The organism is Phytobacter palmae (genome assembly GCF_039409775.1).
GTDB lineage: Bacteria > Pseudomonadota > Gammaproteobacteria > Enterobacterales > Enterobacteriaceae > Phytobacter > Phytobacter palmae.
This window is the reverse complement of sequence record NZ_JBCIVJ010000018.1, coordinates 31,327-52,990: the sequence shown is the minus strand read 5'-3', so window position 1 is coordinate 52,990 and position 21,664 is coordinate 31,327. Positions and strand designations below refer to the sequence as shown.

The following is a 21,664-nucleotide window of genomic DNA, read 5'->3' as shown; positions in this document are numbered from 1 at the left end:
GGAGTAAATCACCATGTCTGAAGGCTGGAATATTGCCGTACTGGGCGCGACGGGCGCTGTCGGAGAAGCCTTACTCGAAACGCTTGCGGAGCGTGAGTTTCCGGTGGGCGATTTGTATGCGCTGGCGCGTAATGAAAGCGCTGGCGAGACGCTGCGGTTTGGCGGAAAAACCATACGCGTGCAGGATGTTGCAGAATTTGACTGGACGCAGGCGCAACTGGCGTTCTTTGTCGCCGGTGCGCAGGCATCTGCCGAGAATATTGAAGAAGCCACTAACGCCGGATGTCTGGTGATTGATACCAGCGGTCTGTTCGCGCTGGAGCCGGATGTGCCGCTGGTTGTGCCAGAGGTGAACCCGTTTGTACTGGCGGATTACCGCAATCGTAATGTCATTGCCGTGCCGGATAGCCTTACCAGCCAGTTGTTGACCGCGCTAAAACCGCTGATCGACGAAGGCGGCCTGTCGCGTATTGGCGTGACCAGTCTGCTCTCCGTGTCGGCGCAAGGCAAACAGGCGGTGGACGCCCTTGCCGGGCAGAGTGCGAAATTGCTTAATGGCATACCTATTGATGAAGACGACTTCTTTGGCCGTCAACTGGCATTCAACATGCTGCCCATTCTGCCGGACCGGGAAGGTGCCGTACCGGAAGAGCGTCGTCTGGTGGATCAGGTACGGAAAATTTTGCAGGACGACGGGCTGATGATCTCCGCGAACTGCGTCCGTGCGCCGGTATTTTATGGTCACGCGCAGATGGTCAGCTTCGAAGCGCTGCGTCCACTGGCGGCAGAAGAGGCCCGTGATGCGTTTGCCCGCGGCGAGGATATTGTGCTGTCCGAAGAGAATGATTTCCCGACCCAGGTTGGTGATGCGTCTGGTAGCGCGCATCTTTCAGTCAGTTGCGTGCGCAACGATTATGGCTTGCCTGAACAGATTCAGTTCTGGTCAGTGGCCGATAACGTACGTTTTGGTGGGGCGCTTATGGCAGTGAAAATTGCCGAAAAACTGGTACAGGAGTACCTGTACTAATGTCAGACGTTGTGGAACAACCGCTGCTGAAAATTGCGCTTGGCATTGAGTACGACGGCAGTAAATATTACGGCTGGCAGCGTCAGCAAGAAGTACGCAGCGTGCAGGAAAAGCTGGAAAAAGCGTTGTCGCAGGTCGCCAATGAGCCGGTGACGGTTTTTTGTGCCGGGCGTACCGACGCAGGTGTGCATGCCACAGGGCAGGTGGTCCATTTTGAGACCCGCGCGGTACGTAAAGACGCGGCCTGGACACTGGGCGTAAATGCGAATTTACCTGGAGACATTGCGGTACGTTGGGTGAAAGATGTGCCCGATGATTTCCATGCGCGATTTAGCGCGACGGCGCGTCGTTATCGCTATGTTATTTACAATCATCGTTTACGCCCGGCGGTACTGAACCAGGGGGTTACGCATTACCATCTGCCCCTTGATGCACAGCGTATGCAGCGTGCGGCGCAGTGTCTGCTGGGTGAAAATGACTTTACCTCATTTCGTGCAGTACAGTGCCAGTCGCGCACGCCGTGGCGCAACATGATGCACATTAACGTTCAGCGTTACGGTGCTTATGTGGTGGTGGATATCAAAGCTAATGCCTTTGTACATCATATGGTAAGAAATATTGTCGGTAGCCTGATGGAAGTGGGTGCCAACAACCAGCCGGAGAGCTGGATAGCAGAGCTACTGGCGGCTAAGGATAGAACGCTGGCGGCAGCAACGGCGAGAGCAGAAGGGTTGTATCTGGTTTCGGTGGATTATCCGGACCGTTTCAACTTGCCACGCACGCCAATGGGTCCGCTGTTTCTCGCGGACTAGTCGCAATCAACCAGGGCATAGACAATATGGACGTAATTCGCTTTCTTATTGATTTTATTCTGCACATTGATGTTCATCTGGCGGAACTGGTCGCGCAATACGGCATCTGGGTTTACGCGATCCTCTTTGTGATTTTGTTCTGCGAAACCGGTCTGGTGGTCACGCCGTTCTTACCGGGGGATTCACTGCTGTTTGTCGCGGGCGCGCTGGCTTCACTACCAGCGAACGACATCAACGTTCACGTTATGGTGATGCTGATGCTTGTTGCGGCCATTCTCGGCGATGCGGTGAATTACACGATAGGGCGTTTGTTTGGTGACAAGCTCTTTAGCAACCCAAACTCGAAAGTGTTCCGTCGCAGCTATCTCGATAAAACTCATCAGTTTTATGAGAAACACGGTGGCAAAACCATTATTCTTGCCCGCTTTATCCCTATTGTGCGGACGTTTGCGCCTTTCGTTGCCGGGATGGGGCATATGTCCTATCGCCATTTCGCGGCGTTCAACGTGATCGGGGCGCTGTTATGGGTGCTACTGTTTACTTATGCTGGCTACTTCTTCGGCACGTTGCCCATGGTGCAGGAAAATCTTAAGTTACTGATTGTCGCGATTATCGTGGTGTCTATACTTCCTGGTGTGATTGAGATCATTCGCCACCGTCGTGCAGCAGCGCGACAGGGAAAATAAGATGTCTATGGCGGTTCGACCACTTTTTTATCCCAAGTTGCGAACTGTTATGTTTTAATGTGCCCCATTTATGGGCTACCAGGTTCATGTATAAAGGTTATCAATGAGCTGGATTGAACGAATCAAAAGCAATATTACCCCCACCCGCAAGGCGAGCATCCCTGAGGGTGTGTGGACGAAATGCGATAGCTGCGGCCAGGTACTGTATCGTGCCGAGCTGGAGCGTAACCTTGAGGTCTGCCCGAAGTGTGACCACCATATGCGCATGACTGCGCGTAACCGCCTGCATACATTGCTGGATGAAGGTTCACTGGTGGAACTGGGTAGCGAACTTGAGCCGAAAGATGTGCTCAAGTTCCGTGACTCCAAAAAATACAAAGACCGTCTGGCGACGGCACAGAAAGAGACCGGCGAAAAAGATGCGCTGGTGGTAATGAAAGGCACGCTGCATGGCATGCCGGTTGTCGCGGCAGCGTTCGAATTCGCCTTTATGGGCGGCTCAATGGGCTCTGTAGTGGGAGCACGTTTTGTCCGTGCCGTTGAGCAGGCACTGGAAGATAACTGCCCGCTGATCTGTTTCTCCGCCTCGGGTGGCGCACGTATGCAGGAAGCGCTGATGTCGCTGATGCAGATGGCGAAAACCTCCGCAGCGCTGGCGAAGATGCAAGAGCGCGGCCTGCCGTATATCTCTGTTTTGACTGACCCTACCATGGGTGGTGTTTCCGCGAGCTTCGCGATGCTGGGCGATCTGAATATTGCCGAGCCGAAAGCACTCATTGGTTTTGCCGGTCCGCGCGTTATTGAACAGACCGTGCGTGAAAAACTGCCGCCGGGATTCCAGCGCAGTGAATTCCTGATTGAAAAAGGGGCGATCGATATGATCGTTCGTCGTCCGGAAATGCGCCTGAAACTGGCCAGCATTCTGGCGAAACTGACCAATCAGCCAGCACCGAACCCGGATGCTCCGCGTGAAAGCGTGGTGGTGCCCCCGGTGCCCGATCAGGAAACAGAGGCCTGATAATACCGAAGGGCAGGGCCATCACGGCGCTGCCCTTTTGCTTTTTACATCGTCGAACATCCTACGGGCATCATGGAAAATAAACGCATTTTGCAAGCCACGTCGCCCCTGGCCGCGTGGCTTTCTTATCTGGAAAACCTGCACAGCAAAACCATTGACCTGGGACTTGAGCGCGTAAGCCAGGTTGCCGCGCGTCTGGACGTTTTGCGACCGGCGCCGTTTGTCTTTACCGTTGCGGGAACCAATGGCAAAGGCACGACTTGCCGAACTCTCGAATCTATTCTCCTTGCAGCTGGTTATCGTGTGGGTGTCTACAGTTCGCCGCATCTTATCCGCTATACCGAGCGGGTTCGCGTGCAGGGCGAGGAGCTGTCGGAGTCCGACCACACGCGTTCTTTTGCAGAAATTGAAGCCGTGCGCGGTGAAACCTCATTAACCTATTTTGAATACGGTACGCTGTCGGCGCTGTGGTTGTTTAAACAGGCGAAGCTGGATGTCGTTATCCTCGAAGTGGGACTGGGCGGGCGTCTTGACGCCACCAATATGGTTGATGCAGATGTCGCCGTGGTGACCAGCATTGCACTCGATCATACCGACTGGCTGGGACCAGACAGAGAAAGTATCGGTCGCGAAAAAGCGGGCATCTTCCGTGGCGGTAAACCCGCGGTGGTCGGCGAAAGTGATATGCCATACACCATTGGCGACGTGGCCGCAGAAAAAGGTGCTCTGCTGCTGCGTCGTGGCGTGGACTGGCAGTATGAAGTAGAGCAGGGGCAGTGGCGTTTTCGCGACGGCAAGGGTGAACTGACAGGTTTACCGTTGCCGCAGGTGCCGCAGCCTAATGCCGCGACCGCACTTGCGGCACTGCGGGCCAGCGGGCTGGCGGTGAGCGAGCAGGCTATCCGTGACGGCATCGCCTCGGCGATTCTGCCTGGCCGCTTCCAGATTGTGCGACATAACCCGCGTCTTATTCTGGATGTGGCGCATAATCCTCATGCGGCGGCTTACCTTGCCGGGCGGCTGGCGGCAGAGCCTGAGCGTGGCCGCGTGCTGGCGGTCATCGGCATGCTGCATGATAAAGACATCGCCGGAACGCTCGCCTGTCTGGAGCCTGTGGTCGATAGCTGGTATTGTGCCCCTCTGGAGGGGCCACGCGGTGCGACGGCAGAACAATTGATGGCGCACTTACCGCAAGGGAAGGCCTGTCAGGACGTTGCGCAGGCCTGGCAGGCAGCGATGGCGGAGGCCACAGCAGAAGATACCGTGCTGGTGTGTGGTTCATTCCATACGGTGGCACATGTCATGGAAGCGATGGAAGCGGGGAGAACCGGTGGCAAGTAAGTTTCAGAACCGTTTGATGGGAACCATTGTGCTGGTTGCGCTCGGGGTCATTATTCTTCCCGGGCTGCTGGACGGGCAAAAAAAACATTATCAGGATGAGTTCGCCGCCATTCCTCTGGTGCCCAAACCGGGGGATCGCGATGAGCCGGATATGATGCCTGCGGCCACGCAGGCGCTCCCGGCACAGCCGCCGGAAGGGGCTGCGGAAGAGGTGCAGGCTGGCGATGCGGCAGCGCCGTCGCTGGATGCGTCACGTCGGGCTGTCAGTGGGGCGACGACGCCGGATGTCACGGCGCAACCCGTAGCGCCGAAGCAGGCTGAACAGCCAAAGCCGGTTGAGAAGCCGAAGCCACAACCACAGAAACCGGCAGAACAGGTGGCGGCAACCCCGCCTGCGGAACAGCCGCCTGCGGCGGATAAATCGACGCCAGTGGGTAAAGCCTGGGTAGTGCAACTGGGTGCGCTTAAGAACGCCGATAAAGTTAACGAGATTGTCGGTAAACTGCGCGGCGCAGGCTATCGTGTTTATACTGCGCCAACCACGCCAGTACAGGGTAAAATCACCCGCATCCTGGTCGGCCCGGACGCATCGAAAGATAAACTCAAAGGGTCGCTTGAGGAGCTTAAGCAGCTGTCAGGCTTGAGCGGCGTGGTAATGGGTTATAGCGCGAATTAGTGTGCGTTTTTCCCCTCATTTCGTCCCTCTCTCCACAGGGGAGAGGGTGAAAAGTAGTATCGGATCGAGCTTCTCGCTCTGGCAGGGAGAGGGTTGCCGGGAAGGGAGGCTGAGTTTTTGAGACGAATAAAACACGCCCGAAGAGGCTAAAGATTCGATGGCGTTGAATATTTTTTCAGCGCCATTTTTATTTACGCGCGGGAAGGAAATCCCTACGCAAACGTTTTCTTTTTCTGTTAGAATGCGCCCCGAACTGGACGACAGGGCGTAAATCGTGGGACACATATGGTCTGGATTGATTACGCCATCATCGCGGTGATTGGTTTTTCCTGTCTGGTTAGCCTCATCCGCGGCTTTGTTCGTGAAGCGTTATCACTGGTGACATGGGGTTGTGCTTTCTTTGTTGCCAGTCATTACTACACTTACCTGTCAGTCTGGTTTACGGGCTTTGAAGATGAACTGGTTCGCAATGGGATATCCATCGCCATCTTGTTCATCGCGACGCTGATTGTTGGCGCTATCGTCAATTACGTGATAGGTCAACTTGTGGAGAAAACCGGCCTGTCGGGTACAGACAGGGTGTTGGGGATCTGTTTTGGCGCGCTACGCGGGGTGCTAATCGTCGCCGCCATTCTGTTCTTTCTCGATACCTTTACGGGCCTGTCAAAAAGCGAAGACTGGCAGAAGTCGCAGCTTATCCCGCAATTCAGTTTCATCATCAGATGGTTCTTTGACTATCTGCAAAGTTCGTCAAGTTTCTTGCCCAGAGCGTAATCGCTCTGAGATGTGGCTTAACGAGGAAAAGACGTATGTGCGGTATTGTCGGTATCGCCGGTGTTATGCCGGTCAACCAGTCGATTTATGACGCGTTATCGGTGCTTCAGCACCGTGGACAGGATGCCGCTGGCATCATCACGATCGATGCAAATAATTGTTTCCGTCTGCGCAAAGCAAATGGCCTGGTCAACGATGTTTTCGAAGCCCGCCATATGCAGCGTCTTCAGGGCAACATGGGTATCGGCCATGTGCGTTACCCAACCGCTGGCAGCTCCAGCGCCTCCGAGGCTCAGCCTTTTTACGTTAACTCCCCTTACGGCATCACGCTTGCCCACAACGGCAACCTGACCAATGCCCACGAGCTGCGCAAAAAGCTGTTTGAAGAAAAACGCCGCCACATCAACACCACGTCTGATTCAGAAATCCTGCTGAACATTTTCGCCAGCGAGCTGGATAACTTCCGCCATTATCCGCTGGAAGCAGACAACATTTTTGCCGCAGTCGCCGCGACCAACCGCCAGATTCGTGGCGCGTATGCGTGCGTTGCGATGATCATCGGTCACGGCATGGTTGCTTTCCGCGACCCGAACGGTATTCGTCCTCTGGTACTGGGCAAACGCGATATTGGCGACGGCCGCACTGAATATATGGTGGCGTCTGAAAGCGTGGCACTTGATACGCTGGGCTTTGAATTCCTGCGTGATATCGCGCCGGGTGAAGCTGTTTACATTACCGAAAAAGGCCAGCTATTTACCCGCCAGTGCGCGGATAATCCGGTCAGCAACCCGTGCCTGTTCGAATACGTCTATTTTGCGCGCCCCGACTCCTTCATCGACAAAATCTCCGTCTACAGCGCTCGCGTTAATATGGGCACGAAGCTTGGCGAGAAGATTGCGCGTGAATGGGAAGATCTGGATATCGACGTGGTTATTCCAATCCCGGAAACCTCCTGCGATATCGCGCTGGAAATCGCCCGTATTCTTGGCAAGCCGTATCGCCAGGGTTTTGTGAAAAATCGCTACGTTGGCCGTACCTTTATCATGCCGGGTCAGCAACTGCGTCGTAAATCTGTCCGCCGTAAGCTGAACGCGAATCGCGCTGAATTCCGCGATAAAAACGTGCTGCTGGTGGATGATTCCATCGTGCGTGGTACCACCTCTGAGCAGATTATCGAGATGGCCCGTGAAGCCGGAGCGAAGAAAGTGTACCTCGCCTCTGCGGCGCCGGAAATTCGTTTCCCGAACGTCTATGGCATTGACATGCCGACCGCAAACGAACTGATTGCACATGGCCGTGAAGTGGATGAGATTCGCCAGATCATCGGCGCTGATGGCCTGATTTTCCAGGACCTGAATGATCTGATCGACGCCGTACGCGCGGAAAACCCGGATATCCAGCAGTTCGAATGCTCGGTATTTAACGGCGTGTATGTCACCAAAGACGTTAACCAGCAGTATCTCGATTATCTCGATTCCCTGCGTAATGACGATGCCAAAGCGGTACAGCGTCAGAACGAAGTGGAAAACTTAGAGATGCACAACGAAGGGTAATTGACCCGTTTTCGCCCTCTCCGTCCGGAGGGGGCGCTCATCAGTTGCAACGGCTGGCATAATCCGGCAAAGTCTGCCTCAGTATAGATAAAGGCGACGGATATGAAACGACTCATTGTTGGGATCTCAGGGGCCAGCGGCGCGATTTACGGTGTGCGCTTGTTGCAGGTATTACGCGACGTGGCGGATATTGAAACCCATCTGGTGATGAGCCCGGCCGCGCGTCAGACCCTCTCTCTCGAAACCGATTTTTCCCTGCGTGACGTTCAGTCTATGGCGGATGTAGTGCATGACGCCCGTGATATTGCCGCTAACATCTCTTCCGGCTCATTTAAGACTGCGGGCATGGTGGTGTTGCCCTGCTCAATAAAAACGCTCTCAGGAATCGTGCATAGCTATACCGACGGACTGCTGACGCGTGCGGCGGATGTGGTGTTAAAGGAGCGTCGCCCGCTGGTGCTATGCGTGCGTGAAACGCCATTGCATTTAGGGCATCTGCGGTTGATGACACAGGCGGCAGAACTGGGAGCCATTATCATGCCGCCGGTCCCTGCGTTTTATCATGCGCCGAAAACGCTGGATGACATCATTAACCAGACCGTGAATCGCGTACTGGATCAGTTCGATATCACTCTGCCGGAAGATTTATTTATCCGCTGGCAAGGAGGGAATGCCTCCAGATAGTGCACATCATTGCCCGATGCCCTTTTTCAGGGCGTTTTTGCAATCGCGATCATATCCTCAACATTTAATTCCTTTTTTCCCCTTTTAACACTCTGGTTCGTTCGGCGGACCTGCTATCTTTCACCATTAAGGGCAATTTGCAACGTTTTATTAACAAATTTAACGCTGTTGTTTTTCAGCGCTAAAAATCTGGCATAAGACATGCAAGTAAACTCGTAGCAACACACAACACAACGCAGCACAAAATAAAATCAGAATACTTGAGGGTAATGTATGAAGAAGACGGTTATTGCTCTGTCTTTACTGCTGGGCCTGTCCGCGGCATCCAGTGTTTACGCAGCGCTTCCCCAGACAGTACGTATCGGTACTGATGCGACATACGCACCTTTCTCTTCCAAAGATGCGAAAGGGAATTTTGTCGGTTTTGACATCGATCTCGGTAATGAGATGTGTACCCGCATCAAGGTCAAATGTACCTGGGTTGGCAGCGACTTCGACGCGCTTATCCCGTCCCTGAAAGCGAAGAAAATTGACGCTATCATCTCCTCCCTCTCTATTACGGAAAAACGTCAGCAGGAGATTGCTTTCTCCGACAAACTCTACGCCGCTGACTCCCGTCTGATTGCCAAAAAAGGCTCGCCGATCGTGCCAACGCTGGACTCCCTGAAAGGCAAACACGTAGGGGTACTGCAGGGGTCTACGCAAGAAGGTTATGCGAACGACAACTGGCGCACTAAAGGTATCGATGTGGTGGCCTACCAGAACCAGGATCTGATTTACTCTGATCTGGCCGCAGGCCGTCTGGACGCTGCATTCCAGGATGAAGTGGCTGCCAGCGAAGGTTTTCTGAAACAGCCTGCCGGTAAAGATTTTGCGTTCGCCGGCCCGTCCGTTAAAGATAAGAAATATTTCGGCGATGGTACCGGGATCGGTCTGCGTAAAGACGATACTGAGTTGAAAGCGGCTTTCGACAAAGCCTTTGCTGAAATTCGTAAAGACGGTACTTACGATAAGCTCGCGAAAAAATATTTCGACTTTAACGTCTACGGCGAGTAAAGCAGCTGTTTGTAGGGATAAAACGATGCGCCATTTTGGTTTTCCAGGATGGTGCATCGATACGTGTGATGTTGCAAGTTAGTGCGCGTGATGCACTAAAATGGCGCAACGATGCATAGTTAAGCAAAAACCATGCAAAAAATGCCGGCGGGCGGGCAGAATGCTTTGCCTTGCCGTGCCATATAATGGCACGATAGCGACACCGTATTCTTCTAATAAATCCCTTAGGAAAGACAGTCTGTTGAGGATAATTATGAAAAAATTGGTGTTATCACTTTCTCTGGTGCTCGCTATCTCCAGCGTTTCAGGCGCATTCGCAGCTATTCCGCAAAAACTCCGCATCGGTACTGACCCAACTTATGCTCCTTTTGAATCGAAGAATTCGCAGGGCGAATTGGTTGGTTTTGACATCGATCTGGCGAAAGAGCTGTGCACGCGTATCAAAACCCAGTGTGTCTTTATTGAAAACCCACTGGATGCGCTGATTCCTTCGCTTAAAGCGAAAAAAATCGACGCCATCATGTCATCTCTCTCAATTACTGAAAAACGCCAACAGGAAATTTCGTTCACCGACAAGCTGTATGCAGCGGATTCTCGTCTGGTCGTGGCGAAAGACTCTGATATCGTTCCCGATCTTGCGAAGCTGAAAGGCAAACGCATTGGCGTATTGCAGGGCACCACGCAGGAAACATACGGTAACGTTCACTGGGCGCCGCAGGGTATTGAAATCGTCTCCTACCAGGGGCAGGACAATATCTATTCTGATCTGACCGCAGGCCGTATTGATGCTGCGTTCCAGGATGAAGTGGCCGCCAGCGAAGGTTTCCTGAAAACGGCGATGGGTAAAGACTACAAATTTGGCGGTCCGTCCATTAAAGACGAGAAGCTGTTTGGCGTCGGCACCGGCATGGGTATTCGTAAAGACGATAACGAACTGCGTGAAGCGCTGAATAAAGCGTTCGCGGAAATGCGTGCAGACGGGACTTACGAAAAACTGGCGAAAAAGTACTTTGATTTTGATGTTTATGGTGGTTAATTCCACGCGTGTTTAACGTGCGACCCCTTCCGCCCGGAAGGGGAAGAGACGCGGCAGACACGAATACGACAGGACAGGCTGCATGCTGTATGGTTTTTCTCAAGTTATCTTTCATGGTGCCCTCGTCACGCTGGAACTGGCTATCAGTTCCGTGGTGCTGGCGGTGCTGATTGGCCTGGCCGGTGCGGGCGCAAAGCTCTCTAAAAACCGTCCGTTAGCGCTGGTTTTTGAAGGCTACACCACATTGATTCGCGGCGTGCCCGATCTGGTGCTGATGCTGCTGATTTTTTACGGATTGCAAATAGCTCTTAACACGCTGACCGATGCGATGGGAATGGAGCAACTCGATATTGATCCGATGGTGGCGGGTATTATTACCCTCGGGTTTATTTATGGTGCCTATTTTACCGAAACCTTCCGTGGCGCTTATATGGCGGTGCCGAAAGGGCATATCGAGGCTGCCACCGCGTTTGGTTTCACCAACTCGCAGACCTTTCGCCGCATTTTGTTTCCGGCCATGATGCGCTTCGCATTGCCGGGGATTGGCAATAACTGGCAGGTCATTCTCAAAGCGACAGCGTTAGTGTCGTTACTGGGGCTGGAAGATGTGGTGAAAGCCACGCAGCTCGCGGGGAAAAGTACCTGGGAGCCGTTCTATTTTGCCGTCGTGTGCGGCCTGATTTATCTGGTGTTTACCACCGTTTCTAATGGCGTACTGCTTCTTCTCGAACGTCGCTACTCCGTAGGTGTGAAGAGGGCTGACCTGTGATCGAGATTATTCAGGAGTACTGGAAATCGCTGTTGTGGACCGATGGCTACCGCTTCACCGGGGTGGCTATTACCCTGTGGTTGTTGATTTCTTCGGTGGTGATGGGCGGAGTAATGGCGGTGTTTCTGGCTATTGGTCGCGTCTCCAGCAATAAATACATTCAATTTCCCATCTGGCTGTTCACTTACATTTTTCGTGGTACGCCGCTCTATGTGCAGTTGCTGGTGTTTTACTCAGGCATGTATACGCTGGAAATTGTGAAGGGAACGGAACTGCTCAATGCTTTTTTCCGCAGCGGCCTCAATTGTACGGTGCTGGCGTTAACGCTTAATACCTGTGCTTATACTACGGAAATTTTCGCCGGGGCAATCCGTTCGGTACCGGCCGGGGAAATTGAAGCCGCCCGTGCTTATGGTTTTTCATCGGTGAAAATGTATCGCTGCATTATCCTGCCATCGGCGCTGCGCATTGCGCTACCGGCCTATAGCAACGAAGTGATTTTGATGCTCCACTCTACCGCGCTGGCTTTTACCGCGACGGTGCCGGATCTGCTCAAAATCGCCCGCGATATTAACTCTGCGACTTATCAGCCGTTCACCGCGTTTGGTATTGCGGCTGTACTGTATTTGATCATCTCTTATGTGCTGATTAGCCTGTTCCGCAAGGCGGAAAAACGCTGGTTGCAGCATATAAAACCTTCTTCGACGCACTGAGAACATCATGTCTGACAATAAATTAAACGTTATCGATCTGCATAAACGCTACGGCGAGCATGAGGTGTTGAAAGGGGTGTCGCTGCAGGCTAACGCCGGGGATGTGATCAGCATTATTGGCTCTTCAGGCTCCGGCAAAAGTACCTTTCTGCGCTGCATAAACTTCCTTGAGAAGCCAAGTGAAGGGACGATTATCGTCAATGGCGAGAATATCAATCTGGTGCGCGATAAAGACGGTCAGTTGCGGGTAGCGGATAAGCAGCAACTGCGTTTGTTACGTACCCGCCTGACGATGGTGTTCCAGCATTTCAATCTGTGGAGCCACATGACGGTACTGGAAAACGTCATGGAAGCGCCAATACAGGTACTGGGTCTTAGCAAACAGGAGGCCCGGGAGCGTGCGGTGAAATACCTGGCGAAAGTGGGTATTGACGGTGTTCAACAGGCGAAATATCCGGTGCATCTCTCTGGCGGCCAGCAGCAGCGCGTCTCCATTGCCCGTGCGCTGGCAATGGAACCGGAAGTGTTGTTATTTGACGAACCCACTTCCGCACTGGACCCGGAACTGGTGGGTGAAGTGCTGCGCATCATGCAACAACTGGCGGAAGAGGGAAAAACCATGGTGGTGGTAACACATGAAATGGGCTTTGCCCGCCATGTTTCCACTCATGTGATTTTCCTGCATCAGGGCAAAATTGAAGAAGAGGGTGCGCCGGATGAGCTGTTCGGCAATCCGAAAAGCCCGCGTCTGCAGCAGTTCCTCAAAGGTTCACTCAAATAATCAGGGTGCTACCGGCGCTCGCCGGTAGCCGCTTATTCCGCCAGCAGTTTCAGCGCGGTATCTTCGTCTGTCACCAGCCCATTGACCCAGCCACCGATCAGGGCGGCGCGAATGGCGGCAAGTTTACTTTCCCCTCCGGCAAACCCGACTACTTTTCGTTCCGTGTGGCTGGTGAGCGGCACGCTGGTAAGCATCGCATCCAGCTCAGAATCCAGGCGTACACCCTCATGGTTAAAGAAATGGCCAAGCATTTCGCCCGCCACATTTTGCGTCTCCAGATCTTTGACCTGGGCGTCGGTAATAAACCCCTCAGTGTTCAGCGGGCAACCCAGTTTCACCTCGCCAATGCCAAGAAAAGTGACATCCGCGTTAAGTGCTCTTGCGGCAACGCGTTGATAAATCTGATGCTGGCACCAGCTATTTTTATCTTCCGGACTATCGGCATACAGCGGCGCCGGAATGAAAAAATACTTACCCTGCATTTTTTCCGCCATTTTCAGCGGCACATCATAACGGGTACCGGAGTCATCCCGGGCGATAGCGCCGATCATCGATACGCACTGATGCTGCGGTCGCTCCAGCGATGGCAGAGCGTCAATCACGGCGCGCAGCGTTTTACCGGAGCCAACACCAAAGACCTGCGGTTTCTCTTCACAGATAAATTGCGCCATCACCTGTGCCCCTTCCACAGCCAGCATCTGCTGAATGGCATCGTCTTCCAGCCCGGCAGATGGCACGACGCGGCACAGGCTGAGGTCATATTTTTCTTGCAGGTCGTGCGCCAGTTTCAGGCAACGGGTCACCGGATGGCTGATATTGACGGTGACCATCCCGGTTTCGCGGGCGCCGGAAATGAGCCGTTGCGCCACCTGGCGTGACAGGCCCAGCGCCGAAGCAATATCCTGCTGTGTTAATCCCGCCACGTAATACATCCATGCGGCACGGGCGGCGAGTTCCTGTTTTTTCTCTTCTTTGTTCATTGCACCTTCCCCTGATTTTCTGCCGCCATTGTACGCGCAATGGTCACATTCACAAAAATGGGCAAATGTAATTTTTAAGGGCAAAAGCTATTTTCGTGAGTTTCATCCCAGAAAACCTTCACATCTCACTACTAACATACATACAACAAACGGGCATAAGCCCGATAAAATGTCAAATGCTCAAAATTGAGGTGATGATTATGTCCGAGAAAAAAGCGGTGTGGATGCATATTGGTGCCGGGTCGTTTCATCGTGCTCATCAGGCGTGGTATCTGCACAAACTGATGGAACAGGGTGATGAGCGCTGGAGCATTGCGCTGGGAAATATTCGTGATGACGCCAGTACGTTGCTGGACCATCTTACCGCGCAAAACGGTAAGTATGTGCTGGAAACTGTGTCGCCGGAGGGTGAACGCGAGTACGAAACCATCACCTCAATTCGCAAAGTATTGCCATGGGATAGTGAAATTAGCGCACTGGTGAAGCAGGGGGCTGATGCCGAAACACGTGTCATCGCCTTTACAGTTACTGAAAGCGGTTATTACCTGACGCCAGAACATGAGCTGGATCAGCAGCAGGCCGATATTCAGGCCGACCTGAATGGCGGGATTCGCACTCTTTACGGTGCGCTGACCCGCATCCTGAAACAGAGGATTGCGCAGCATGGCGACCCCGTTACCTTGCTGAACTGCGATAACCTGCGGCATAACGGCGAGCGCTTCCGCCACGGTTTTCTCTCCTTCCTCAAGGCGAAGGGTGAAAGCGAGTTGCATCAATGGGTAGAAAAAAATACCACTTCACCCAACACCATGGTTGACCGCATTACCCCACGGCCGACGCCGGATGTGGCAGAGCGCGTACTGGCGGCAACCGGCATTAAAGACGCGGTGCCGGTAATGGGGGAATCCTTTATTCAGTGGGTGATTGAAGATGATTTTATCAATGGTCGCCCGGCGCTCGAAAAGGTAGGCGTTGAGCTGGTTGAATCGGTATTGCCCTGGGAAGAGGCGAAAATCCGAATTCTTAACGCTACCCACAGCTGTATTGCGTGGGCGGGGACGCAGATTGGTCTGAGCTTTATTGATGACAGCACCCGCCAGAGTGCCATTCGCCAGATGGCCTGGGAATATGTCTCTCGTGACGTCATTCCTTCGCTGACGCCCAGCCCGCTGGATCTGGCGAAATATCGCGATGTGGTACTGGCGCGCTTTAGCAATCCGTATATCAAAGACACTAACCAGCGCGTCGCCGCTGATGGACTGTCCAAAATTCCGGGAATGGTCACGCCGACGCTTATCGAATGTTACAAACGCGGCGAAACTCCGTCTGCGACCGCCGTATTACCTGCGCTGTTCTTCCTGTTCCTGAAACGCTGGGCAGACGGTTCTCTGCCTTATACCTATCAGGATGGCGTGATGCAACCCGATGCCGTACGCGCCGTTTTCAACGCGCCCGATCCGCTGGCAGTCTGGGCGGCAGACGAAGCGTTGTTTGCCGGGCTTGCGAAATCCGCCGATTTCTTAACCCTGCTGCGTCGTACCGTAGCGGAGCTGGAACAGTGGATAAAACAACCTGAATCGCAACTGGCGGCAGTGTAAGGGGGCGCTATGTACCTGGGCATTGATATTGGCACCTCAGAATTAAAAGCATTGCTGATTGACGGCGATGGCGCGATTGTCGCCTCGGCGCATGCTGCGCTGACCGTACAACGTCCGCATCCGCACTGGGCAGAACAGGATCCGCAAGCCTGGTGGCAGGCCTGTGGCCGCGTGGTCACCGAACTGCGCCAGCAGCATCCGCAACAGTGGGCGGCCATTCGCGCCATTGGTCTGTCGGGCCAGATGCACGGTGCGGTACTGCTTGATAACGACGGTAACGTGCTGCGTCCCTGCATTTTGTGGAATGACACCCGCAGCGCTGCCGAATGCGCCTGGCTGAGTGAGTATCACCCGGAAATGATGGCTATTAGTGGCAACATGATCATGCCGGGTTTTACCGCGCCGAAGCTGGTATGGGTGGCCCGCCACGAACCGGAAGTGTTCAGCCGCGTGGCAAAAGTTCTGCTGCCAAAAGATTACCTGCGCTGGCGCTTAACCGGTGAGTTTGTCAGCGACCCGTCCGACGCGGCTGGCACCCTGTGGCTGGATGTGGCAAAACGCGACTGGTCGGACGAACTGCTTGCCATGACCGACCTCAACCGTAGCCAGATGCCATCACTTGTGGAAGGCAGCGAGTCCAGCGGGACGCTTCGTGCCGCACTGGCAACCGAGTGGGGTCTGAGCTCGTCGGTGGTGGTGGCCGGAGGCGGGGGTGATAACGCCACGTCCGCCGTGGGCGTCGGCGCAGTGGCGCCGGGCGACGCGTTTATTTCTCTCGGGACTTCCGGGGTGATTTTCGTGGTCAACGATGCGCTACAGGCTGACCCGAAATCCGGCGTACATGCTTTCTGCCATGCGCTGCCCGGTCGTTGGCACCAGATGAGCGTGATGCTGAGCGCCGCCAGTTGTCTGCGTTGGATCTGTAATCTGCTTTCGGTCACCGAAAGCCAGTTGATGGACGAGATTGCCCAACTGACGGACGAGGAGCTGAAACGCGCACCGGTGTTCCTGCCTTATCTGTCCGGGGAGCGCACGCCGCATAACGATCCGCTGGCGGCGGGAAGTTTTTTCAATCTGCGCCATGAAACCAGCCGCGCGCTATTGGGTTATGCGGTGATTGAAGGGGTCACTTTCGGCCTGTGTGATGGGCTGAATGTACTGGGTAACGCCTCGATTTCCCGATGCAGCCTGACCGGCGGTGGGGCGCGAAGCCCGCTTTGGGCGCAACTGATTGCTGATGTGCTGAACATTCCAGTGGTCACGCATCCGGCAAGTTCCTCCGGTGCGCTGGGGGCTGCGCGTCTGGCCTGGCTGGCAGATGGCGGCGATGAGGCGAAAGTTTGCCTCAAACCCCCGGTAGTCACCCATTTTACGCCGCAGCCTGAACGCGGCGAATGGCTGGCGAAGCGGCTGGCGCTGTTCCGTCTGCTTTATCAGCAGCAACAGGAAGCGCGCACGTTACTGCCTTAAACCTCCAGCCCCGGCCTCTGTACCCTCGCCGGGGCTCATCTCCCGGCTTATAAAGGAAGATTGTTATGCAATCTAATGAATACTGGTTTGGCTTACCGAAAAAACTGCTCTGGGGATTTGTGGCTATCGCCATTTTTATGGCTGGCGATGGCTTTGAAATGGCTTTCTTGTCAAAACACATAACCGACATGGGCTTCTCGCCTGCACAGTCGGCTGCCGTCTTTACGATTTATGGCCTGGCGGCAGCGCTGGCGGCGTGGGCATCCGGCGTGGTGGCAGAACTCATCACCCCGCAGCGTGCCATGACCATTGGCTGTGTCCTGTGGGTCATTATGCATGCGTTGTTTATGTCTATGGGGCTGGGGATGCGCAACTATCCGCTGATGCTGCTGTTCTATGGTATTCGCGGCCTGGCCTATCCGATGTTTATCTACTCTTTCATGCTGATGCTGGTTCAGGTGCTGCCGCGCCCAAATCTGGCGGCGGCGACGGGCTGGTTCTGGGCCATGTATTCCATCGGCATTGGCGTGGTAGGCAGTTACCTGCCAAGCCTGACCATTCCGATGTTTGGTGAAACGGGGACGCTGTGGTTTGCCATCGTCTGGGTCGGTTGCGGTGGCCTTGTGGCGTTCGTGAGTTTGCGTAATGTGCCGGTAGATCGTTCACGGGTGAATTTGCCGCTGCGTGACAAAATGACCGAGCTTTCCCGCGCGGCGACCATTCTGTTTACTAACCGTGACATCTTCTTTGCCTGCCTGATTCGTATTATCAATACGCTGTCGCTGTTTGGTTTTGCGATTGTGATGCCACTGCTGTTCGTTGACCGACTGGGCTTTAGCATCTCTGAATGGCTGCAAATCTGGGCGGTGTTCTTCTTCGTTACCATTTTCACCAATATTTTCTGGGGGATCACCGGGGAATACATTGGCTGGATCCGCCAGGTGCGCTGGTTTGGCTGCCTGGGAATGGCAATCTCAAGCCTGACATTTTATTACCTGCCGGTATATGCCGGGCATAACTTTGCGGTGGCGCTGATACCGGCGATTATGCTGGGTATTTTTGTCGCGGCTTTCGTGCCGATGACGGCGGTCTTCCCGACGCTGGAGCCGCATCATAAAGGCGCGGCAGTCTCCATCTACAATCTCTCTGCCGGGATGAGCAACTTTGTCGCCCCGGCGATAGCCTCCGCCTTGCTGCCGTTTTTCGATATCGTGGGCGTGGTTTGGGCCTATACCGGGCTGTATATCTTTGCCGGCGTACTGACCTTTATCATCAAAGTGCCGCAGCCAAAACGCGTGCGCCAGGGGCGTGCATCGAAAGAGGTAGAACAGAGCGTATAAGTGGGTATAAGGCGCAGTGTCCCTGCGCCTTATTACGTTTTTTCCAGGCGATAAGCCCAGTCGTCATAATCCACACCGTTAATTGTATAGCCCTTCTCCAGCACCTGCGTACGCGTAAACCCGAGTTTTTCCAGGAGCCGAACCGAACCCTGATTTTCCGCCAGCACCCATGCGTTCAGCGCTGTGACCCAGGTGTGTGTAAAGGCGTAATCCCGAAGGGCTTTCACTGCCTCACTGGCAAAACCTTTCCCCTGCGCGAAAGGGGCGATGGCATAGCCCACATCGGCTTCCTGAGGATTTTGCGAACTGATGCTCAGCCCAATGTCACCCACGGATTGGCCATTTTTGTCGCGAATCACCCGCGCCTGGCGATCGTTCAGGCGGGATATAAAAAGAGTGCGGATATCTTCTTCACTGGCGATGGTGCCCATAAAGCGCATGACGTCCTGGCTTTGGCGTAGAGCGAGGAAAAAAGGCCAGTCGTCCTCGGTAAATGGGGAGAGCGTCAGGCGCTCGGTGGTCAATATCATGAAAGGGAGCACCATTCCGGTTGCAAAGCGTTTTAGCTTAGCACCGGAATGGCACGAGTAAACACCTTATAATGGCGGGGGCGTCACTACATCCTTAAGTGCTTCTTCTAAATCAAACCAGCGAAACGCGAAACCCGAGGCTTCGAGGCGCTTTGGCAACGCGCGCTGGCCGCCAAGCACCAGCACCGCGGATTCGCCCATCATCAGGCGCACGGTGGCGGCAGGAGCGTGCATGACAGCCGGGCGGTTCAACGCATGCCCCAGCGCGTGGGCGAACTGTTCGTTACGTGCCGGGTAGGGCGAAACCATATTGAACGGGCCGCGCAGGTCGTTATTGAGCAACCAGATGATACCGTTGGCCATATCGTCGATATGAATCCAGGACATGTACTGGTGACCGGTGCCGACCGGGCCGCCAAGGCCGACGCGAAAGAGCGGCAGTAGCTTGGCAATCGCCCCGCCTTTGCGCGCAATCACAACGCCTGTACGCAGCAAGCAGACACGGGTGCGTTCACTTTCCGCACCGCTGGCGATCTGTTCCCAGCGGGCGCACAGTTCGTGGGTAAATTCGTTATGCGGCGTCTCGTCCTCCGTGATTACCGCATCCCCTGTATCTCCGTAATAGCCGACGGCAGAGCCGGAGATAAATACTTCCGGTGGATTCGCGCTGGCAAGGATAAGATCGACCAGTCTCTGGGTTATTTTCCAGCGACTTTCACACAGGCGCTGTTTTTGCTCATCGGTCCAGCGCTTTTCGGCAATCGGTTCGCCCGCCAGATTGATGACGGCGCCGAAATCATTGAGATCCGTGAGATCGTCCAGACCCGGTAGCAGCGTAACCGTATCGCCAAGCGTCTGCTGCGCTTTGGCGGGATCGCGTGTCACCACGGTGATGGAATGGTCCAGCTCTTGTAAACGAGGAATCAGAAAACGACCAATCAGGCCTGTACCACCGGTAATCAGAATCTTCATGCAACCTCCAGGGCTACGCTTGACGACGCCAGCTCATGGTCATGGACACAGAGTCGGCGTAACGCAATGCGTGAAGTTTATCGATCTCAACCTCAGCATAAGTGACCCAGTGATGTTCGCGTGCGATATTCAGCACATCCTGAGTTAATTTTTCCAGTAACGAGAAGCGGTTACTCTCGACATGGTGAATTATGCTTTTAGTTATAGTGCGGTAGTTTAGCGCGTCATTGATATCTTCGCTGACGCGGGCCTTATCGGCCGGATAATGAATGGTGATATTGATAATGATATCCTGACGGTTAGTGACCTCTTCTTCTTTGATACCGATAAATGTGCGCAGGCGCAGATTTTTAATCCGAATAATGGCGTCTGGTTGTGGCATTGCAGGCTTCCCTCAGTAATAACAATCTCATCATACACGAGGAAAACATTACTGACTTTTAGATTTGCTGTGCTTTTGCCAGCGCACTTATGGTCCCTGGCCGGGTGCGAATGCGCTCAAACCAGTTATTCACCGCCGGGTAGTTATCCAGTGCGATTCGCTGCCGCTGGTGGGCATTAACCCATGGCCAGGCTGAGATATCAGCAATACTGTAATGCTCGCCTGCCAGCCACGGTGTCGACTCAAGTCTTTTATTCATTACGCCATACAGCCGCTGGGTTTCTACCTGATAGCGTTCGATGGCGTAAGGGATAGGCTGTGGGGCGAAGTGGTTAAAATGGTGGTTCTGGCCGAGCATCGGCCCCAGCCCGCTAACCTGCCAGAACAGCCATTGCAGGGTGGTGTGTCTTTCGCGCAGTTCACCGCTCAGTAGTTTGCCGGTTTTTTCTGCCAGATAGAGCAAAATGGCTCCGGATTCAAACAAGCTAATGGGGGTGCCACCATCGACTGGAGCGTGGTCGATGATCGCCGGGATTTTGTTGTTGGGAGAAATAGCAAGAAAATCAGGACGAAATTGCTCGCCTTTGCTGATATCAACCCGAATAAGCCGCCAGGCCAGCTCAGCTTCTTCAAGGAAAAGCGTGATTTTCTGCCCGTTTGGTGTCGGAGCGTAAAAGAGATCAATCATTTGTTCTCCTGTATCGCAATATCGGTTTTATTGAGTATAGGCGTTACTTATCACGCGTGAGTTTTCATCAAGTGACAGTCTTAACAGGACGTTATATTTTGATGGTAAACCTAATCGTTGAGAGGATGTTATGAGCGAGTCGACAATCACGTTGTGGTCAGATGCGGATTTTTTCTCCCCTTATGTCATGTCTGCTTATGTAGCGCTTCAGGAAAAAGGGCTGTCCTTTAGCCTGAAAACAGTTGATCTGGAAAATGGGGAGCAGCAGAAGACAGGATGGACTGGCTATCATCTTACTCGCCGCGTACCCGTACTGGAAATTGACGGTTTTGAGCTCAGCGAATCCTCGGCAATAGACGAATATCTGGAAGAGTGCTTTGCGCCGCCGGAATACGAACGTATCTATCCTCACGATTTACAAAAACGCGCCCGTGCCCGCCAGGTGCAGGCGTGGGTCCGCAGCGATCTGATGCCGATTCGCGAAGAGCGCAGCACCGATGTGATCTTCGCCGGGGTGAAGAAAGCGCCGCTCAGCGCCGCAGGTCAGCAAAGTGCCGCCAAACTTTTTGTCCTTGCCGGAGAGTTGCTGGCACACGGTAAACCGAATCTGTTTGGCGAGTGGTGTATCGCGGATGCCGATCTGGCCCTGATGATTAACCGACTGGTAATGAATGGCGATGAGGTACCGGAGCGTCTGGTGGATTACGCCACCTTCCAGTGGCAGCGCTCCTCGATACAACGCTATGTCGCACTGTCAGCGAAGCGTGCGGGCTGAGAC

The 21,664-nt window shown here is 54.0% G+C and carries 23 protein-coding genes; 18 read left to right on the top strand and 5 right to left on the bottom strand.

What is annotated here, in order from left to right; translation table 11 throughout:
- Positions 1 to 13 precede the first annotated feature (13 nt).
- The 14 genes from AAIG39_RS19630 to hisP all read left to right on the top strand — a co-directional run bounded on the left by AAIG39_RS19630 (position 14) and on the right by hisP (position 12,926).
- On the top strand, positions 14 to 1,027 hold the full coding sequence (locus AAIG39_RS19630) for an aspartate-semialdehyde dehydrogenase (RefSeq protein WP_343194537.1): 1,014 nt from the start codon (positions 14 to 16) through the stop codon (positions 1,025 to 1,027).
- Positions 1,027 to 1,839, top strand: a complete 813-nt coding sequence (gene truA, locus AAIG39_RS19625) for a tRNA pseudouridine(38-40) synthase TruA (protein WP_090085197.1) — start codon at positions 1,027 to 1,029, stop codon at positions 1,837 to 1,839. Before AAIG39_RS19630 ends, truA begins: the two co-directional genes overlap by 1 nt.
- 26 nt (positions 1,840 to 1,865) lie before the next feature.
- Positions 1,866 to 2,525, top strand: coding sequence for a DedA family protein (locus AAIG39_RS19620; protein ID WP_090085199.1), 660 nt, complete (start codon positions 1,866 to 1,868; stop codon positions 2,523 to 2,525).
- Between the two features lie 103 nt (positions 2,526 to 2,628).
- On the top strand, positions 2,629 to 3,543 hold the full coding sequence (gene accD, locus AAIG39_RS19615) for an acetyl-CoA carboxylase, carboxyltransferase subunit beta (RefSeq protein ID WP_090085201.1): 915 nt from the start codon (positions 2,629 to 2,631) through the stop codon (positions 3,541 to 3,543).
- A 72-nt stretch (positions 3,544 to 3,615) separates the two neighbouring features.
- Positions 3,616 to 4,884: a bifunctional tetrahydrofolate synthase/dihydrofolate synthase gene (gene folC / locus AAIG39_RS19610; protein ID WP_343194536.1), complete on the top strand. Its 1,269-nt coding sequence runs from the start codon at positions 3,616 to 3,618 to the stop codon at positions 4,882 to 4,884.
- Positions 4,874 to 5,560 (top strand): cell division protein DedD, encoded by a 687-nt coding sequence (dedD, locus tag AAIG39_RS19605; protein ID WP_090085206.1) that lies wholly within the window; start codon positions 4,874 to 4,876, stop codon positions 5,558 to 5,560. The genes folC and dedD overlap by 11 nt, the downstream gene beginning before the upstream one ends.
- Positions 5,561 to 5,845: 285 nt before the next feature.
- Positions 5,846 to 6,334, top strand: coding sequence for a colicin V production protein (gene cvpA, locus AAIG39_RS19600; RefSeq protein WP_039079851.1), 489 nt, complete (start codon positions 5,846 to 5,848; stop codon positions 6,332 to 6,334).
- A 35-nt stretch (positions 6,335 to 6,369) separates the two neighbouring features.
- Positions 6,370 to 7,887 (top strand): amidophosphoribosyltransferase, encoded by a 1,518-nt coding sequence (purF, locus tag AAIG39_RS19595; RefSeq protein ID WP_090085207.1) that lies wholly within the window; start codon positions 6,370 to 6,372, stop codon positions 7,885 to 7,887.
- 102 nt (positions 7,888 to 7,989) lie between these two features.
- Entirely contained in the window at positions 7,990 to 8,571 is a 582-nt protein-coding gene (locus AAIG39_RS19590; RefSeq protein ID WP_090085209.1) for a UbiX family flavin prenyltransferase, read from the top strand.
- Positions 8,572 to 8,844: 273 nt separating this feature from the next.
- A complete protein-coding gene (argT, locus tag AAIG39_RS19585; RefSeq protein ID WP_039079854.1) occupies positions 8,845 to 9,627 on the top strand; it encodes a lysine/arginine/ornithine ABC transporter substrate-binding protein ArgT in 783 nt (260 codons plus the stop codon).
- A gap of 253 nt (positions 9,628 to 9,880) precedes the next feature.
- A complete protein-coding gene (gene hisJ / locus AAIG39_RS19580; RefSeq protein ID WP_047369430.1) occupies positions 9,881 to 10,663 on the top strand; it encodes a histidine ABC transporter substrate-binding protein HisJ in 783 nt (260 codons plus the stop codon).
- Between the two features lie 82 nt (positions 10,664 to 10,745).
- Positions 10,746 to 11,432: a histidine ABC transporter permease HisQ gene (locus AAIG39_RS19575; protein WP_039079856.1), complete on the top strand. Its 687-nt coding sequence runs from the start codon at positions 10,746 to 10,748 to the stop codon at positions 11,430 to 11,432.
- Positions 11,429 to 12,145, top strand: coding sequence for a histidine ABC transporter permease HisM (gene hisM, locus AAIG39_RS19570; protein WP_090085211.1), 717 nt, complete (start codon positions 11,429 to 11,431; stop codon positions 12,143 to 12,145). Before AAIG39_RS19575 ends, hisM begins: the two co-directional genes overlap by 4 nt.
- Before the next feature lie 7 nt (positions 12,146 to 12,152).
- Positions 12,153 to 12,926 (top strand): histidine ABC transporter ATP-binding protein HisP, encoded by a 774-nt coding sequence (gene hisP, locus AAIG39_RS19565; RefSeq protein ID WP_039079858.1) that lies wholly within the window; start codon positions 12,153 to 12,155, stop codon positions 12,924 to 12,926.
- Positions 12,927 to 12,958: 32 nt separating this feature from the next.
- Here hisP and AAIG39_RS19560 read toward each other — a convergent pair whose 3' ends face one another.
- On the bottom strand, positions 12,959 to 13,906 hold the full coding sequence (locus AAIG39_RS19560; RefSeq protein ID WP_343194535.1) for a sugar-binding transcriptional regulator: 948 nt from the start codon (positions 13,904 to 13,906) through the stop codon (positions 12,959 to 12,961).
- Between the two features lie 200 nt (positions 13,907 to 14,106).
- Between AAIG39_RS19560 and dalD the strand changes: the two genes are divergently transcribed.
- From dalD to AAIG39_RS19545, 3 genes are all read left to right on the top strand, one after another.
- Positions 14,107 to 15,504, top strand: coding sequence for a D-arabinitol 4-dehydrogenase (dalD, locus tag AAIG39_RS19555; protein WP_343194534.1), 1,398 nt, complete (start codon positions 14,107 to 14,109; stop codon positions 15,502 to 15,504).
- A 9-nt stretch (positions 15,505 to 15,513) separates the two neighbouring features.
- The gene (gene xylB / locus AAIG39_RS19550) at positions 15,514 to 16,974 is read left to right on the top strand and encodes a xylulokinase (RefSeq protein WP_343194533.1); all 1,461 of its coding nucleotides are present in this window, start codon (positions 15,514 to 15,516) and stop codon (positions 16,972 to 16,974) included.
- Between the two features lie 65 nt (positions 16,975 to 17,039).
- Complete coding sequence (locus AAIG39_RS19545; protein ID WP_343194532.1) at positions 17,040 to 18,314, top strand: MFS transporter; 1,275 nt, start codon at positions 17,040 to 17,042, stop codon at positions 18,312 to 18,314.
- A gap of 32 nt (positions 18,315 to 18,346) precedes the next feature.
- On the opposite strand, the gene AAIG39_RS19540 is transcribed toward AAIG39_RS19545, so the two are convergent.
- From AAIG39_RS19540 to yfcG, 4 genes are all read right to left on the bottom strand, one after another.
- Positions 18,347 to 18,844 (bottom strand): GNAT family N-acetyltransferase, encoded by a 498-nt coding sequence (locus AAIG39_RS19540; RefSeq protein WP_090085218.1) that lies wholly within the window; start codon positions 18,842 to 18,844, stop codon positions 18,347 to 18,349.
- Between the two features lie 66 nt (positions 18,845 to 18,910).
- Positions 18,911 to 19,816 (bottom strand): TIGR01777 family oxidoreductase, encoded by a 906-nt coding sequence (locus AAIG39_RS19535; RefSeq protein ID WP_090085220.1) that lies wholly within the window; start codon positions 19,814 to 19,816, stop codon positions 18,911 to 18,913.
- A gap of 13 nt (positions 19,817 to 19,829) precedes the next feature.
- Positions 19,830 to 20,198, bottom strand: a complete 369-nt coding sequence (folX, locus tag AAIG39_RS19530; RefSeq protein ID WP_090085222.1) for a dihydroneopterin triphosphate 2'-epimerase — start codon at positions 20,196 to 20,198, stop codon at positions 19,830 to 19,832.
- Positions 20,199 to 20,256: 58 nt separating this feature from the next.
- Entirely contained in the window at positions 20,257 to 20,886 is a 630-nt protein-coding gene (gene yfcG / locus AAIG39_RS19525) for a GSH-dependent disulfide bond oxidoreductase (protein WP_090085224.1), read from the bottom strand.
- A 130-nt stretch (positions 20,887 to 21,016) separates the two neighbouring features.
- On the opposite strand from yfcG, the gene yfcF reads away from it, so the two are divergent.
- Positions 21,017 to 21,661: a glutathione transferase gene (gene yfcF / locus AAIG39_RS19520; RefSeq protein ID WP_090085226.1), complete on the top strand. Its 645-nt coding sequence runs from the start codon at positions 21,017 to 21,019 to the stop codon at positions 21,659 to 21,661.
- The last annotated feature ends 3 nt before the right edge of the window (positions 21,662 to 21,664 follow it).